Consider the following 14,448-nt stretch of genomic DNA (forward strand, 5'->3'; position numbering starts at 1 on the left):
CAAGACGAGGAAATGAAAATATCATGGAAGCTAATAAGATTAATTAAGGTTTAGCCCAAAAAATATCATGATTTTGGGCTAATTTTTATGAAGTTTTCTTAACATTCAACATTTCTGCCCCAACCCAGTTCAAAAAGTAAGGTTATTTTGTTTTCCAGCCATTGTATACAACGTCTCTACATCTCTAGGTTCTCGGTGCCTAGAGTGGTTTGTTTTATCACATTTTAATCAGCAAAAATGACAGACGTACTAATAACTGGCGGACGAATTGTTACAGCAGTCGATGACTATGTAGGAGATATTCTAATTCGCGATGGAAAAATTGAAGCGATCGCTCGAAAATTAGCAGTACCATCAGCCCAAAAATATCAAGCTTCAGGATTACTTGTATTGCCTGGTGGTGTTGACGTTCACACGCACATGGAGTCCCGTCAAGGCATTGCCGAAACTTGCGATACGTATGAGTCAGGAACGCGATCCGCTGCCTTTGGTGGCACGACTACTATTATCGATTATGCTCAACAAAGCAAAGGAGAAAGCGCAATATTTGCACTTGATAATCGTCTAGCATTGGCAGAACCGCAAGCTTGTGTAGATTATAGTTTTCACCTGATTCTGACAGATATTAACCCAGAAGTTTTAAAAGAATTACCCGATTTAATTAATTACGATGGGGTATCTAGCTTTAAAATGTTCATGGCTTATCCAGAAATTTTAATGGTAGATGATGCCTCTATATTTAAAACGATGCGGGCAGTAGGTTCTCATGGCGGTATGGTGAATTTACACGCAGAAAATGGTAGCGTAATTCAAGTATTAATTGAAGAAGCATTGGCTCAGGGAAATACTTCTCCAAAATATCATGCTTTAACAAGACCAACAATTATGGAGGCAGAAGCTACTCACAGAGCAATTCGGATTGCAGAGTTGGCGGAAATCCCTGTATATATCGTTCATCTGTCAGCAAAAGAAGCATTAGATGTAGTAGTTGAAGCACGCGATCGCGGTATTTATGCCTTTGCAGAAACTTGTCCTCATTACCTTTTTTTAAACATTGAGGAGTATGACAAACCAGATTTTGAGGCGGCTAAATATGTGATGACCCCACCGTTACGGGAACATCACTGTCAACAGGCATTGTGGCGGGGGTTAAAGTTTGACGATCTCCAGATAGTTGCTACCGATCATTGTCCATTTTGTTTCAAAGAAAATTCCTCTGGTTGGCACCGTTCCAAACAAGTTGGAAAAGAGGATTTCTCTAAAATTCCTAATGGTGCGCCTGGGGTAGAATTGCGGTTGACTTTACTATATGATGGCGGTGTTAGAACGGGTAAAATTTCGCTGAATAGGTTTGTACAGTTAACTGCAACTGCTCCCGCTAAAATGTTTGGATTGTTTCCTAAAAAAGGAACAATTGCTGTGGGAAGCGATGCCGATATAGTTTTATTTGACCCAAATAAAGAACATATTTTGAGTGCGGCAACTCATCATTCTAACGTAGACTACAGCTTATTTGAAGGGCGTTTTATTACTGGGAAAGTAGAGAAAGTTTTCTTACGCGGGGAGTTGATTGTAGATGGCGATCGCTGGCTGGGGAACAAAGGTAAAGGTCAGTTTCAAAAACGTTCCGCTTCCGGCACTTTCTAAAAAAATGTGTATATAGAAATACTGGCGAATATAATTCGATCCTTGCACAAAGTTTCGTCAACGTAACGCGAGGATAATAATGTGATTATAAGTTTCCTTGAATAATGTAACCCTAAAATTTATAAAAATGGCTAATAACAAGGTTTCCTCAATACAAAACCCAAAATAGTAGGACAAGGAGCAAGGCGTGAGCGCAGAAATTAGCTATGGTAAAGGAAATATTACCCTGTACCGCACATATGCAAAACCGATGTTGGGTTTGACAGAAATTCCAGAATCAGAGTTTAGTGGTAGAGAAAACATCCTGTTTGCGGTTGATGTTGATGTTGAGGTATTCGGTAACAATTTTATCGCCGCCTACACTGAGGGAATCAATACAGATGTGGTGGCTACCGACACCATGAAAAACTTTGTTTTGAAGAAAGCGATCGCATTCGATGGCTCAACCTTAGAAGGTTTTATAAATTTCCTGGGACAGGAGTTTTTACATACTTATCCCCAAATGCGATCGCTGCGAGTGATAGGTAGAGAACAACCATTTGCTGCGGCACGTTTACCTCACCCCGATGGGGGAAATACCAATAGCGAAGTTTTATTCAGCCGTTCGCGCAATGACTATGCAGTTACAGTGCTGGATTTTGAGCGTCAGGGAGATGGTACAAAAATCGTCGCTCATAGTTGTGGAAGAGTAGGATTTCAGCTAATCAAAGTTACTGGTAGCTTGTTTGCCAACTTTGCTCGCGATGAGTATACCACGCTACCAGAAATGAGCGATCGCCCCTTATTTATTTATCTCGATGTTTACTGGAAATACGCTGACGTGGAGAATGCGATCGCGTCTGATTTATCAGATTACATCCCTGCTGAACAAGTGCGCGATTTTGTGCAAGTTGTCTTTCATGAATTTGTCAGCAAATCAATCCAACATCTCGTTTATGAGATGGGTGTGCGCCTACTACAACGCTTCCCGCAAATGGCAGAAGTTTCTTTTGCAGCTGAAAATCGACTTTGGGACACCGCATTTGTATCAGATGCAGATTCTAAAATAAAAGTGTACTGCGATCCGCGCCCTCCCTATGGAATGATTAAATTAATCCTAAACCGGGATGACTAAATAGTTATAAGTTATGAGTTTTGAGTTAATCACAAGTTCCCTGGACTATCTCATAGGTGGTAAGTTGGGTTTCTTTCCCAAGACACAACTTACTAGCTGAAATTCAAACACAATCGATTGTGAGGACAATTTATTTTGTAGCAAAAGCTTTCTAAAAAAAATAAGCACCCACTTACAACAAGTGAGTGCTTTCACGCAAAATTTCCTAATTAAGGGCAATGCTTCTTAATCAAAAAGCATCCTGCAACTCGTAGAAGTCAGGCGAAATATAATCCTTCCGCAAAGGGTAGCCTACCCAATCTTCCGGCATCAAAAGCCGCTTCAAGTTCGGGTGTCCTTCGTAGACAATACCGAACATATCGTAAGATTCCCGCTCTTGCCAGTCTGCTGTCTTCCAAATCCAGTACAGCGAAGGCACTCTAGCGTCATCTCGCGGCAAAAACACCTTTAGACGCACTTCTTCAGGTCGGTCAGCATTGTCACTCAGCTTAATCAGATGATAGAAGCTGACCAAATCCTCACCCGGCCCTGCATCATAGCCACCTTGACATTGCAAGTAATTAAACCCATAGGCATAGAGGGCTGTGGCGATAGGAATCAAAAAGTCCCGGTCAACTTTTATGATCTCAACGCCTTGATGATCTTGCTCTAGAGCCTCATGCTCAAAGTCGTTTTCCGTCAACCAGCCAGAAACCTTACTGGCTACGATTTGGGATTCTGCTTCAGCCACGACCTTCCTCCTGTTTTTGAGTCGTCAACAGGGCTGGGGATACAGGCATACCCATAGCTGCTGCCAACTCCGGCGGTGGGCTTTGGCGAGTGCCTGACTGTAGATATTTCCCTGTCAGGATGGGGTCTACACCTTTGAGTTTGTGGGTGGTGCTGTAGTAGCGATGCGTTTGCTTCATTTGATCGCGTTCCTGAATCGAATCATTAGCGATTTTCTTCCGGAGTTTAATGATCGCATCCATGATCGCTTCTGGACGTGGTGGACATCCAGGTAGGTATACATCCACAGGAATCAACTTATCCACTCCGCGCACCGCTGTCGGGGAGTCAGCACTGAACATCCCGCCAGTGATTGTGCAAGCTCCCATCGCAATCACATACTTGGGGTCTGGCATCTGTTCGTAAAGACGTACCAAAGCAGGTGCCATCTTCATAGTGATGGTTCCAGCAGTAATGATTAAATCTGCTTGTCTGGGGCTGGAACGGGGAACCAGCCCAAATCGGTCAAAGTCAAACCGCGAACCAATCATCGCCGCAACTTCAATGAAGCAGCAGGCGGTGCCAAACAACAAAGGCCATACGCTGGAAAGCCGCGCCCAGTTGTACAGGTCATCAACTGTGGTCAGGATGACGTTTTCCGAAAGCTCTTGAGTGACCTTGGGCCGCTCAATTGGACTAAGAATGCGTTCTTTCTGCTGCTGTTCTAGGGCAGCATATTCATTTGCCTGGTTAGATTTCATGACCATTCCAAAGCTCCTTTGCGCCAAGCGTAAACAAGAGCAACCACAAGAATTGCAATAAAGATCAGGGCTTCTATGAAAGCCAAAACTCCTAAGCGATGGAAGGCAACAGCCCACGGAAACAAGAAAACAGTTTCAACATCAAAAATCACGAAGACAAGCGCAAACATATAGTAGCGGATGTTGAACTGAATCCAAGCTCCCCCAATCGGCTCCATCCCAGATTCATAGGTGGTGCGTCGCTCTGGACTACTACCGCTGGGGCGCAGAAGCTTAGCAGCAGACAGTGCTAGAAAAGGCACCAAGCTGCAAGCCAGTAGGAATCCTAAAAAATACTCATACCCACTAAGGACAAACACGATAGTTAACTACCACTCAGATGAAACAACGCGAGTTATTACTTCTTTACATATACATTATAGAGTGACTACCTTTACCACGTGACGCTGGCGGCTTTCGAGAGCGATTACGTATAGCACACATAAGTCGAACTAAACAAATTTTATATCTAGCGATCGCCCTTTCCGCCCAGAGCCAGAACTAGAAAATGTTAAGGAAGTCCTACACTTATGGCATAATTTTTAACATAGATTTTAAGGTTGGCTTCTCAACTACTTTCTGAGCTATGAGCGATCAAGCCGTTGATGCCATCATGGATCGCCACGAATGTCGCGCCTGTGGCTATGTTTATGAGCCACTTAAGGGCGATAGTAAAGGTGATATCCCCGCAGGAACATCGTTTGAAGAATTACCCCTCTCTTGGCGCTGTCCCGTCTGTGGAGTGCGGAAAACGCAGTTTCAAAATATTGGCGTTGCAGGTGCGCCGTCTGGATTTAAGGAAAATCTAGGTTTCGGTCTGGGGGTAAACACTTTAACCCCAGGACAGAAGAATCTGCTCATTTTTGGTGCCTTGGCTTTAGGTTTTTTGTTTTTTCTCAGTCTTTACAGTTTGCATTAAAACTAAACTCGGCTCTTGATACCTGCCGTAGGTCAGATTCTATCCACCAGTGCTGGACGTTATGAACTTTTTTGTGAGAACACTGAAACAAATTGTAATATTGCTGGTAGTCACCCTGTTTTGTGCCAGTTGTAGTAGCGTCCCTTCGGTGAGCAACAACCCTTGGCAAGTCATTGAGCTGCCAACAACAGCTAATATTCAGGATATTGCCTTTACCGACGACCGCGATCGCGGCTGGCTTGTGGGCAGTGACTCTACAATTTTGGAAACAACCGATGGCGGCAAAACCTGGGAGCCTCGAAACTTGTCCCTTGGCGATCAGAAATACCGCTTTACAGGTGTGAGTTTTGCTGGTTCTGAGGGTTGGATTACAGGAGAACCTGCTATCTTACTGCACACCACCGATGGCGGAAAATCTTGGACGCGCATCTCACTGAGTAATAAATTACCGGGCGCACCCAACACAATTTTGGCACTAGGTCCCAACTCCGCTGAGATGACCACCAACGTAGGCGCAATTTATCGCACTCAAGACGCTGGACAAAACTGGAAAGCGATGGTGCAAGAAGCAGTGGGCGTTGTCCGCAACATCTCCCGCTCTGAAGATGGTAAATATGTAGCAGTGTCAGCAAAAGGGAACTTCTACTCAACTTGGGAACCAGGTCAGGAAGCGTGGGTATCCCACAACCGCAATAGTTCCCGACGTGTTGAAAATATGGGTTTTGCACAAGATGGTCGGTTGTGGATGGTCGCACGGGGCGGTCAGCTGCAATTTAGCGACCCTGAAAAGCACGATGAGTGGCAAGAGGCACAATATCCAGAGATATCTACCAGTTGGGGTTTACTCGATTTGGCATATCGCACACCAGAGGAAATTTGGGTGACCGGGGGAAGTGGTAATTTACTCCGCAGTCCAGATAATGGCAAAACCTGGGAGAAAGATCGCGAGATGGAGAATATACCCTCGAATTTGTACAAAATTAAGTTTGTAACGCCCGATCGAGGATTTATTATTGGTCAGCGTGGTGTTTTGCTGAAATACGAGGGTTCATCGTCTGCGGCTTGAAGAGAGTATCGTCGCCGTCAGGTGGTAGTAATAAGCAGAAAATAAGCTGTTTACAACTATTTTCTTGCTTGTCATCTACCGAATTTCGTATCATATAAACAAAGCTTTAAACTGTTGTCAGAGGAGGAATCTGAATGGCTGGTACTACTGGAGAGCGTCCGTTTGGTGACATTATTACGAGCGTACGTTACTGGGTGATTCACAGCATCACCATCCCAGCATTGTTTATTGCTGGTTGGCTATTTGTTCAAACTGGATTGGCATACGATGCGTTTGGAACACCCCGCCCCAATGAGTATTTCACTCCAAATCGGACGGAAGTGCCAATTGTACAAGATCGTGTTGAATCAAAAGATCAAATAGACCAATTTATCAAGTAAGTAGTTTAAAAGTGGTGGCAAATCATGACTAGCAATACTCCAACAAATCAACCAGTTTCTTATCCGATTTTTACCGTTAGATGGCTTGCTGTCCACACTCTGGCTGTGCCTACAGTCTTTTTCTTGGGCGCGATCGCTTCCATGCAATTTATTCAACGATAGGAGAAACCGATGCCGGATCGTCTTCCCAATCCTAATAATCAGCCAGTTGAGTTAAACAGAACTTCTCTGTTCTTAGGATTGCTACTTGTCTTCGTTTTGGGAATTTTGTTTTCCAGTTATTTCTTTAACTAAAATCGCAGAATTCCGCTATACCAGCTAGGTATAGCGGGTCTTCGGGATAAGCGAAAACCAAGCCGTGTAACAACAGAAATTGTGCCTGCGGGAGGCGGGTGTCTGCCAGGGTACTACGCAAGTAGTACGGGAGTCAGTGCTAGGGAAACCTAAGCAAAACCTCCGGACGCTGTGTAAAACCACACTATACATTCGTATAAGATGGCCACGGCGGGTGAAACTGGAAGCTTCTGTTATAGTGCGAAAGCCCTATAACAGTGAGTGCTTCGCCTAACTGGGTTTGATTAAATAAAGCTAGTTCGAGTTTAATTAGGAGGAAAAAGCTGTGTCTGGAAGTGGAAGAATCCCATTGTGGATTGTAGCGACAGTCGCTGGTTTAGGTGTTATCGCCGTATTAGGTACTTTCTTCTATGGTGCCTACGCTGGTTTAGGCTCCTCTTTGTAAGCATAAACAAAGAAGGATGTAGAAGCTTCTACATCCTTTAGAAAAACCGCCCGTCCTAACCGGAAGGGCGGTTTTTTAATTTGTAGCTGTTAAATTCCAGTTGGGTCTTCATGTTCAATGTAAAGAAAGAAGAAAGCCATTGCTATGGCTGGGAAGACCAAGCCAGTTAGAGGGACCAAAATTGAAGGTAAGAATGAAGCTGCCATCGCTAAATTTCCTATTGTTATGAAACAATTCTTCTAATCGAATCTACAGTGAATTTGGCCCAAAGATCCGAATTATAAAAATTTTTAACAACTAATCAATCCCCAAACTCATCCAGCGACCAGTTGGGCAAGTCAGGGGGAATAACAGTACGGTCAAGTGTCACTTTATGGCTCTCTCTTTGGGTATAAGTATCTACTGTAACCGCTTCAAATCGGATGGACATACTCCCAAACGGCACAGTTAACTGAGTCATTGTTTCCAAGACACCAAAGGCATTGGGCGAAAAATCTACAAGCCAACGAGGGCCATCCAGCAGCGATCGCGTTTGTCGATCGTGAACCCACAGCTTGACATAGATGCGGCTCAACTCAGAGTTTAATTTCACGCGGAGCAAGAGCAGTTGCCCTGCAATCAGTTCGCCTTCTGGCAACACCAACTCAGGCGCTGGCACAGGCTCCTCGTCTAGCGCTGATGGCTGCGGTTGGGGATAATGGCTAGGAGGGAAAGGGGATATGCGATCGCTTCTGCCCAGAGGCTCCTCAAAGGGGTCATCGTCCACAACAATCTCTTGATCTGCCCAATTTCCACCGGAATTTGCTGCCGAGAACACATTGGTAGGATTTTGAGTAATAGTCAGGGGACTTTCCGCCGCCACTTGAGAATTACTGGGTGCGTCGCTGGAAATAGCGGCATCTTCTTCGTCAAATTCTGGTAGCGGGGGTTGTTGATCTAGCAGTTGAGCCACTAACTCCCAATCTGTAGACATACTCTCTGGCGGGGCTTCAGAGTCTGTTTCCGACGACTGTTGTATTGCCGCTGTTTCAGTTCCATCAACCACACCAGTATTTTCACTATCTTCCTGGGTCACGTCTGGTGCAGACAACTCTGATTCTGTTAATTCTGGCTCAGTTACAGGCAACTCTTCCTCAGGTTGTAGGAGTTGAGCCAATTCCTCATCGTTTGCCAGGTCGTTTAACCGGGACAGAAAACGGTCTTTCAGCTTCAGAGTAGCAAAGGCGGTGTCTACAGTCGATGTGGGATCGCTATCTTCAGCAGGATTATCTGATTCTGGAGTGTCAGAAGGTTCTTCGACAGCTACATCCTCATTAGCCGTTGTATCAGCATCTTCGCTGTCATCTTCCGCTGATGGTATCTCTGGACGCTGCCAGCTATCAGCTAAGTTATTCAACAAATTATCAACTAACTGCTCCACATCTGATGGAGCCTGCTCTTGAGCAGCGTTCTCCACCGTGGGAGGTTCAAGCTCGCTAGATGAATCGATTATTGCTTCTACCTCTGTAACAGGAGCAGAGCCTGAAATTAGAGGGAGTTTGAGCGTTTTATTAACTGGATTGGCAGGATCGGGGCGATAAATTTTGGGTGGTAGAGATCCCAACGGCGGGGGTGGAGGAGTAACGGATGTTTTTCCCTCGCTATCGGTTGCATCTGTATCAGAAGCGATCGCAGGCAGTTTGGGAGCTTTAAGTGCTGCCTCCTTTGCCGGGTCGCTTCGGGTAATTTGCGGAGGTAAAGGCTGATTTGGTAACGGTTCTAGACGTAGGAACTGATTCTCTTTCGGTTGTTGCACCAAATCCAGAAAAGATGAATCTAAAGGTGGTGTCTCTGCCAAAAGAGATCCTAACGGCGGGTTCAATAAATTTTCAGCTTCTCTATCGTTAGCGATCGCGCCCAGTAAATCTTCTAAATCTGCTGTTACAGTAAATGATTGAGTCGCCAAGACTGTCTGCGTCTCGTCTATTAGCGTGACTTCTCCCAAAATTAACCGAGTTTTGCACTCTTCGGGCAGCTCAAGATTACACCTAAAGACAAAGCTTGAGACCTGTTCGGGTAGCGGTTGCTCTACATCTAGCAGAATTTTTGAGTTTTGCGGATCGCGCATTTCCACTCTCAGCGTTCCACCCTGGACACACTTCTGAGAACTGGAAGTGTCCAAAACCTCAACTTCCCCAGAAAAAATAATCGGCTGTCCCCGACGCGCCACAAAATTTTCCTGGTCGAGAATCAGTCTTAGAAACGTTTCAGGAATTGCCTCTACTTGCGGTTGGGTGATATCTGTTGCAATATCTGGTGAATCAATAGCACTCTGAAACTCAGGCAATTCCTCTCTTGGCAGCTCTGAGTCTAGGGTAAACAACCGCTGCGGTGGCGCAGCAGGTATCGGCTCAAACGCTTGCCAGAGTGGATCGACAACTTCGTGTAAAATTTCGTCTACCATCTGTAGCGAGTGTTCCATAAGGTCGCTGACAGGCATTGACGCGGCCTTCCACCTTTGTGACTCGGCCTCCGTTGGAGGTAGAGACGTTTCCGGCATCTCTGCTGAATGGGGATGAAAAATTTCCGGCGAAATATCTTCTTCAGCTGAATCGCTATCTGTGGAAGTTTCTGCGGCTTGTGGTAAAACCTGAAACTTAATCGTTTGCTGCCAAGTATTGCCCAGGAAATCGGACATGATATCCCCAGAGCAACGCAAATCCCATATCCCCGCCTTAAAGTAGGTAAAGGGAATCACCACCATTAACCCTTGGGCATTGGTGCGACGCGATCGCTTCTGTGAGCGCCGTCTGGCGGGAACTTCCTCGGTGCTGTCATGCGTGATGCGAATTTCCACATCAGTGTTTGGTCGGTTTGAGTGAGCAACCACCCGATACCGACCTTCTAAGATTTCCAAACTTGGCTTCTTTAGAGAGAGCCAAGAGCGATCGCCTTCTTTTTGGATCAGAAATTCCCAGTATTCCATCGGCGGCTAGGAAAAATTTTGAATTTTGAGTTATAAGTTATGAATTAATTTAAAACTCATAATTCATAACTTATAACTCCCTGCGGTATCCAACTGGCGACGCAGTTCGTCTGTTTCAGCCAATAATTCCACTTGAGCGATCGCATTTTGCTCTTTGGTTGCCATCCACTTGAGCTTGACGGTTTGGTTTGCTGCCTCCTCATCCCCTAAAATCAAGCAAGCAACGGCACCGCTCTTATCTGCTCTGGCGAACTGCTTTTTAAACGCACTGCCACTCAAATCTAATTCCACACTAAACCCAATTCTTCGCAGTTGCGTAGCCAGTTTAAGTGCTTGACTCTCTGCTGCTTCCCCCCGTGAAACTACGTAGAAATCCAGCGTTTTTGCTGGTGGCTGTTGCAGCTGTTGTAGCAAGATAATCAAGCGCTCCAAACCCATCGCCCAACCCACCGCAGGCGTACTTGGCCCGCCCAATTCTGCTACTAGCCCATCATAGCGACCGCCACCACAGACAGTCGCCTGTGCTCCTAAGTCGTCGGAGACAATTTCAAAGGCCAGATGAGTATAATAATCCAAACCGCGCACCAGACGCGGATTTAGTTCGTAAGCAATTCCCAAATCAGTCAGCCTTGCTTTTACTTGCTCAAAGTAACGGCGTGACTCTGTACCCAGATAATTTAAAATGCTGGGGGCATCTTCAACAATTGCCTGCGTCCGCTTATCCTTGCTATCCAAAATTCGTAAGGGATTGCGATCCAAACGCACCTGGGAGTCTGGATCTAACTCTTCTTTATAGGGAGTCAGATAGTCCACCAGTGCTTGTCGATAACGCTGTCGATCCTCAGGAGAACCCACGGAGTTAATGTAGAGGTGCAGATTTTTTAGGCCGAGGGTTTGCAGGATGTCGGTAGCGATCGCAATCAACTCCGCATCCGCCCTGGAGTCAGCACTACCTAACACTTCTACGCCCAGTTGGTGAAATTGCCGCTGTCGCCCCGCTTGGGGAGCTTCGTAACGAAACATCGGCCCCATATACCAAAGGCGCTGAATCCCACCTTTTACATCAAGATGGTTTTCAATGTAAGAGCGCACCACACCCGCTGTACCTTCAGGACGTAGAGTGATGGAATAAGGGTTTTCCCCCCGGCTGTTGAAGGTGTACATTTCCTTCCCCACCACATCTGTAGCTTCGCCAATTCCCCGCTCAAATAGTGCAGTCAGCTCAAAAATCGGAGTACGAATTTCTTGATAAGCGGCTACGTTAAGAATGTCTCGCGCTACCGATTCTACCCATTGCCAATAGCCAACTTCTTCGGGCAGAATGTCCCGCGTTCCCCGTAAAGCTTGAATGATGCCCATGAATTTTTGTTAGCTTTTGCCAGATTGCCAAAAAGCCCCCACCGAATATTACGGTGGAAAGATTTCCTACTAGGGGCTGTAGCGCTGACTATAATACTCTAAAATCCGGTCTACTTGTTGCCGACTAGCTGGATTGGCATCTTGTACATATTGAATCCACAAGCCCCCAACCTGGCTTTGATGGTAGTCAAACGGCTGCGAATTTTGGGGAATCAGATCCGCTTCGACTCCTTCTACCTGCCGCAAATGGGCAGCTAATTCCCGATAAATTGCCAAGGGCAACCTAGGCAAGCTTATTTCAATTCGCAGCGGTTCTCCTCCAGTAGTCTGCACTCTTTAAACTCCCTACAACAAGTAATCAATCGTATCTAGGCTTGAGGAGAACCAGGAGCAGCAGCCGTAGGTGCGCCAGCAGGATTTGCCTCTGGTTTTTCTCCAATTCGTCTAGCAACCTCTCTGCCATATTGCTCTAAAATCACAATTGGACTGCCACCATTATTCACTTCAATCCGCTTAACTAGCACCTGCCCATTAGATAAACGTTGCCCAACTCCTACGTAGCGGCTCGGCTCATTCGGTACTTTTACAATTGCTTGAGGCTGGGTACCTACTTGCACCACTCCTGTAACTTCTACATTTCTCGCCAGAGTTGGTTCTGGTAGCGGTGGCAGTTTTGGCAGCAGGGGAGCAGGGGGAACCGTATTTGTTCTAGCAATAGGAGCTGAATTTGGTGCGGTTCTAGGTGCCGGATTTCTCGGTGTTGTTGTTCTAACCTGGGGAGGACGCGGCGGTGTATACCTTGTGCGTGGAACTGCTCTACCACCGTTGCTACCACCGTTGCTTGCTCTTACTCTGGGATTGCGTACTTGGGGCAGAGGCGGCGGCACTGGGATGGAACGCTGCGGTGCTACACCCGGAGCCGGAGAAACTGGAATCGGAGGCGGAGGAACCGAACCAGGCTCTGGAGGCACCACAGTCACTTGCGGGTTCAGGGGAACATTCTCAAAGGGGTCTTGTCTACCTTTAGGAATATTACGCGATCGCACATCCGAGTTTGTGGATGGAATCAAGCCGGGAACTCCCGGAACGTTCGCTGTTGGAACAGTTGGCGTATTAAACCTTGGGGTTGCCGGTGCTATTGGTGAAGTAGTCGGAACCGCCGCCGGATCAGCCGCCGGAGAAACAATAGGACTAGGAGCTATAGCAGTTTCCTCTGCTGGCGCACAGCCAGCCCCTACCAGAGCCAGTATTCCGACAAACGCAATCCATGAATGTTGACGCATTTTGCAGTTCCCAAATCCCTTAATAGCATCCGCCACAAGAGATTTTCTGTTCAAATTTCTTTGAGGCGGGTTATACCTTGAATAGATGGATGCGATCGCACCCCTCTATTACAAGTTTAAAATATATAGATGAAAGCGTAACATTTGTGTTACTTTATTCAATTTTTAGTTTTTTGTCCGTTGCCCGTTGACGAAAAGAAGGTTAGAAGGGGGGAAGGTTCTCACACCTTGCCAATGTTTCAACTTAACTCCTCTTCCCTTCCCAAGAACTTCTTGGTTAATTCTCCGGCCCTACCATTAGCTTTTTGAGCGAGTCTAATCCTTTTTTAACACGCCTGGAGACAGTCACCACACTGATGTCTAAGCGTTCTGCGACCTCTTTTTGCGTTAAATCGTGTAAAAAAACGAATTCTAGAATTTCACGAGTGCGCTTTTCTAGTTGCACCAGAGCCAATTGTAGGCGAATTTGGTCTTCTTGGGCTAACTGAAAACTGCGATATTGGGGGTCTGGTACAAGTTCGCCTAAGCAAGTCGAACCTTCCTCAGCATCTCCCACTGGTAAATCTAAACTTAGCAATTCTCGGTTTTGAAACGCTAACTGGATTTCCTGCCATTCTGAAGCAGAAATTTCCAGCGCCGCTGCCACCTCTGAATGGGTAGGTGGTCGGTTGTATTTCTGTTGAAACTCCCGCGTTACAGAGGCTGCCTGATACCGCAGAGTCTGCCAGCGCCGAGGTAGGCGGAACGAGCAGCCTTTATCTCGTAGATAGTGCTGAATTTCGCCGCGAATGTAGGGAATGGCGAAGGAACTGAAGGCGTGTCCCTTGGACAGGTCAAAGCGTTCAATAGCTCGAATTAATCCTAAACAGCCAACCTGAAGCAAGTCCTCATAGTTCTCAGTACACTGATTAACCCAGTGATGTGCTTCTTTTCTCACCAGTCCAAAATTCAGTTTTACCAGATGATTCCGGACAGCATCTGTACGATTGTGCTGATACTCTCGTAACAGTTGCAAGCTCTCCAGTTTTATTTCGGGAGTGACGTTGGTATACATAAAGAAGTTCGCTTGGTAGATTGTCCCCAGTAGAGACACTAATTTTGGTTTTATTCTGCTTTTTAAGTAGATGCTGTGATTTAAAACATAGACGCTGGAGGATAGAGCTATTAGGTAGGCTCCGGAGAACTGCCTTTCAGAAAAGTAAAACTAATCAAGCCTTTTTGGTAAATTTTCCTAATTACTTGCTTTTTCAGGCTTGATCATAAGTTTATTCTTTTTGGCCAGCTAATTACAATAGCATTTTCACGGAGAAATGATTTTCTACCGAAAACAGGCACTGTCAGTGTGTAGTTAAAAGCTTTAAATGAGTAAACCTTATAAGTCCTGACTTTTAACTTTTGACTTCTAAGGCATAAAAAAGGGGCTGGTAAAGCCCCTTTTCCCGATCCGCTAAATTAAGCAATCAGTGCT

At 45.9% G+C, this 14,448-nt stretch carries 17 protein-coding genes; 8 read left to right on the plus strand and 9 right to left on the minus strand.

The features are described from left to right. Positions 1-237: 237 nt before the first annotated feature. Both hydA and pucL read left to right on the plus strand, forming a co-directional pair. A complete protein-coding gene (gene hydA / locus H6F63_RS21030) occupies positions 238-1,647 on the plus strand; it encodes a dihydropyrimidinase (RefSeq protein ID WP_190639417.1) in 1,410 nt (469 codons plus the stop codon). A gap of 187 nt (positions 1,648-1,834) precedes the next feature. Next, positions 1,835-2,761, plus strand: a complete 927-nt coding sequence (gene pucL, locus H6F63_RS21035) for a factor-independent urate hydroxylase (RefSeq protein WP_190639418.1) — start codon at positions 1,835-1,837, stop codon at positions 2,759-2,761. A gap of 229 nt (positions 2,762-2,990) precedes the next feature. Here the strand turns inward: pucL and H6F63_RS21040 are convergent, their stop codons facing one another. The 3 genes from H6F63_RS21040 to ndhC are packed head-to-tail and all read right to left on the minus strand — an operon-like array spanning position 2,991 to position 4,589. Continuing rightward, complete coding sequence (locus H6F63_RS21040; RefSeq protein ID WP_347276829.1) at positions 2,991-3,470, minus strand: NAD(P)H-quinone oxidoreductase subunit J; 480 nt, start codon at positions 3,468-3,470, stop codon at positions 2,991-2,993. 13 nt (positions 3,471-3,483) lie between these two features. Then, positions 3,484-4,230, minus strand: coding sequence for an NADH dehydrogenase subunit K (locus H6F63_RS21045; RefSeq protein ID WP_199298201.1), 747 nt, complete (start codon positions 4,228-4,230; stop codon positions 3,484-3,486). Further along, complete coding sequence (gene ndhC, locus H6F63_RS21050) at positions 4,227-4,589, minus strand: photosynthetic/respiratory NAD(P)H-quinone oxidoreductase subunit C (protein WP_190427156.1); 363 nt, start codon at positions 4,587-4,589, stop codon at positions 4,227-4,229. Before ndhC ends, H6F63_RS21045 begins: the two co-directional genes overlap by 4 nt. A gap of 266 nt (positions 4,590-4,855) precedes the next feature. Between ndhC and H6F63_RS21055 the strand changes: the two genes are divergently transcribed. From H6F63_RS21055 to H6F63_RS21080, 6 genes are all read left to right on the plus strand, one after another. Continuing rightward, positions 4,856-5,188: a rubredoxin gene (locus H6F63_RS21055; RefSeq protein WP_190427158.1), complete on the plus strand. Its 333-nt coding sequence runs from the start codon at positions 4,856-4,858 to the stop codon at positions 5,186-5,188. Positions 5,189-5,249: 61 nt separating this feature from the next. Next, positions 5,250-6,254: a photosynthesis system II assembly factor Ycf48 gene (locus H6F63_RS21060; RefSeq protein ID WP_190639421.1), complete on the plus strand. Its 1,005-nt coding sequence runs from the start codon at positions 5,250-5,252 to the stop codon at positions 6,252-6,254. Positions 6,255-6,388: 134 nt separating this feature from the next. Next, a complete protein-coding gene (psbE, locus tag H6F63_RS21065; protein WP_190639422.1) occupies positions 6,389-6,634 on the plus strand; it encodes a cytochrome b559 subunit alpha in 246 nt (81 codons plus the stop codon). A gap of 24 nt (positions 6,635-6,658) precedes the next feature. Continuing rightward, a complete protein-coding gene (gene psbF / locus H6F63_RS21070) occupies positions 6,659-6,796 on the plus strand; it encodes a cytochrome b559 subunit beta (RefSeq protein WP_190639423.1) in 138 nt (45 codons plus the stop codon). Between the two features lie 9 nt (positions 6,797-6,805). Further along, positions 6,806-6,928 carry a photosystem II reaction center protein L gene (locus H6F63_RS21075; RefSeq protein ID WP_190427172.1) on the plus strand — a complete coding sequence of 41 codons (123 nt, stop codon included), beginning with the start codon at positions 6,806-6,808 and terminating at the stop codon, positions 6,926-6,928. A 325-nt stretch (positions 6,929-7,253) separates the two neighbouring features. Continuing rightward, complete coding sequence (locus H6F63_RS21080; protein ID WP_190440860.1) at positions 7,254-7,373, plus strand: photosystem II reaction center protein J; 120 nt, start codon at positions 7,254-7,256, stop codon at positions 7,371-7,373. Positions 7,374-7,462: 89 nt separating this feature from the next. Here the strand turns inward: H6F63_RS21080 and psaI are convergent, their stop codons facing one another. From psaI to H6F63_RS21110, 6 genes are all read right to left on the minus strand, one after another. Next, positions 7,463-7,579 (minus strand): photosystem I reaction center subunit VIII, encoded by a 117-nt coding sequence (gene psaI, locus H6F63_RS21085; protein WP_190440863.1) that lies wholly within the window; start codon positions 7,577-7,579, stop codon positions 7,463-7,465. 95 nt (positions 7,580-7,674) lie between these two features. Then, on the minus strand, positions 7,675-10,338 hold the full coding sequence (locus H6F63_RS21090; RefSeq protein ID WP_190639424.1) for a hypothetical protein: 2,664 nt from the start codon (positions 10,336-10,338) through the stop codon (positions 7,675-7,677). Between the two features lie 63 nt (positions 10,339-10,401). Further along, positions 10,402-11,697 (minus strand): histidine--tRNA ligase, encoded by a 1,296-nt coding sequence (gene hisS / locus H6F63_RS21095; protein ID WP_190639425.1) that lies wholly within the window; start codon positions 11,695-11,697, stop codon positions 10,402-10,404. 69 nt (positions 11,698-11,766) lie between these two features. Then, a complete protein-coding gene (locus tag H6F63_RS21100) occupies positions 11,767-12,030 on the minus strand; it encodes a hypothetical protein (protein ID WP_190639426.1) in 264 nt (87 codons plus the stop codon). A gap of 35 nt (positions 12,031-12,065) precedes the next feature. After that, complete coding sequence (locus H6F63_RS21105; protein WP_190639427.1) at positions 12,066-12,980, minus strand: hypothetical protein; 915 nt, start codon at positions 12,978-12,980, stop codon at positions 12,066-12,068. A 277-nt stretch (positions 12,981-13,257) separates the two neighbouring features. Then, positions 13,258-14,034 (minus strand): RNA polymerase sigma factor SigF, encoded by a 777-nt coding sequence (locus H6F63_RS21110; protein WP_190451999.1) that lies wholly within the window; start codon positions 14,032-14,034, stop codon positions 13,258-13,260. Positions 14,035-14,448 lie beyond the last annotated feature (414 nt).

The organism is Trichocoleus sp. FACHB-40 (genome assembly GCF_014695915.1).
Classification (GTDB): domain Bacteria; phylum Cyanobacteriota; class Cyanobacteriia; order Cyanobacteriales; family FACHB-T130; genus Funiculus; species Funiculus sociatus.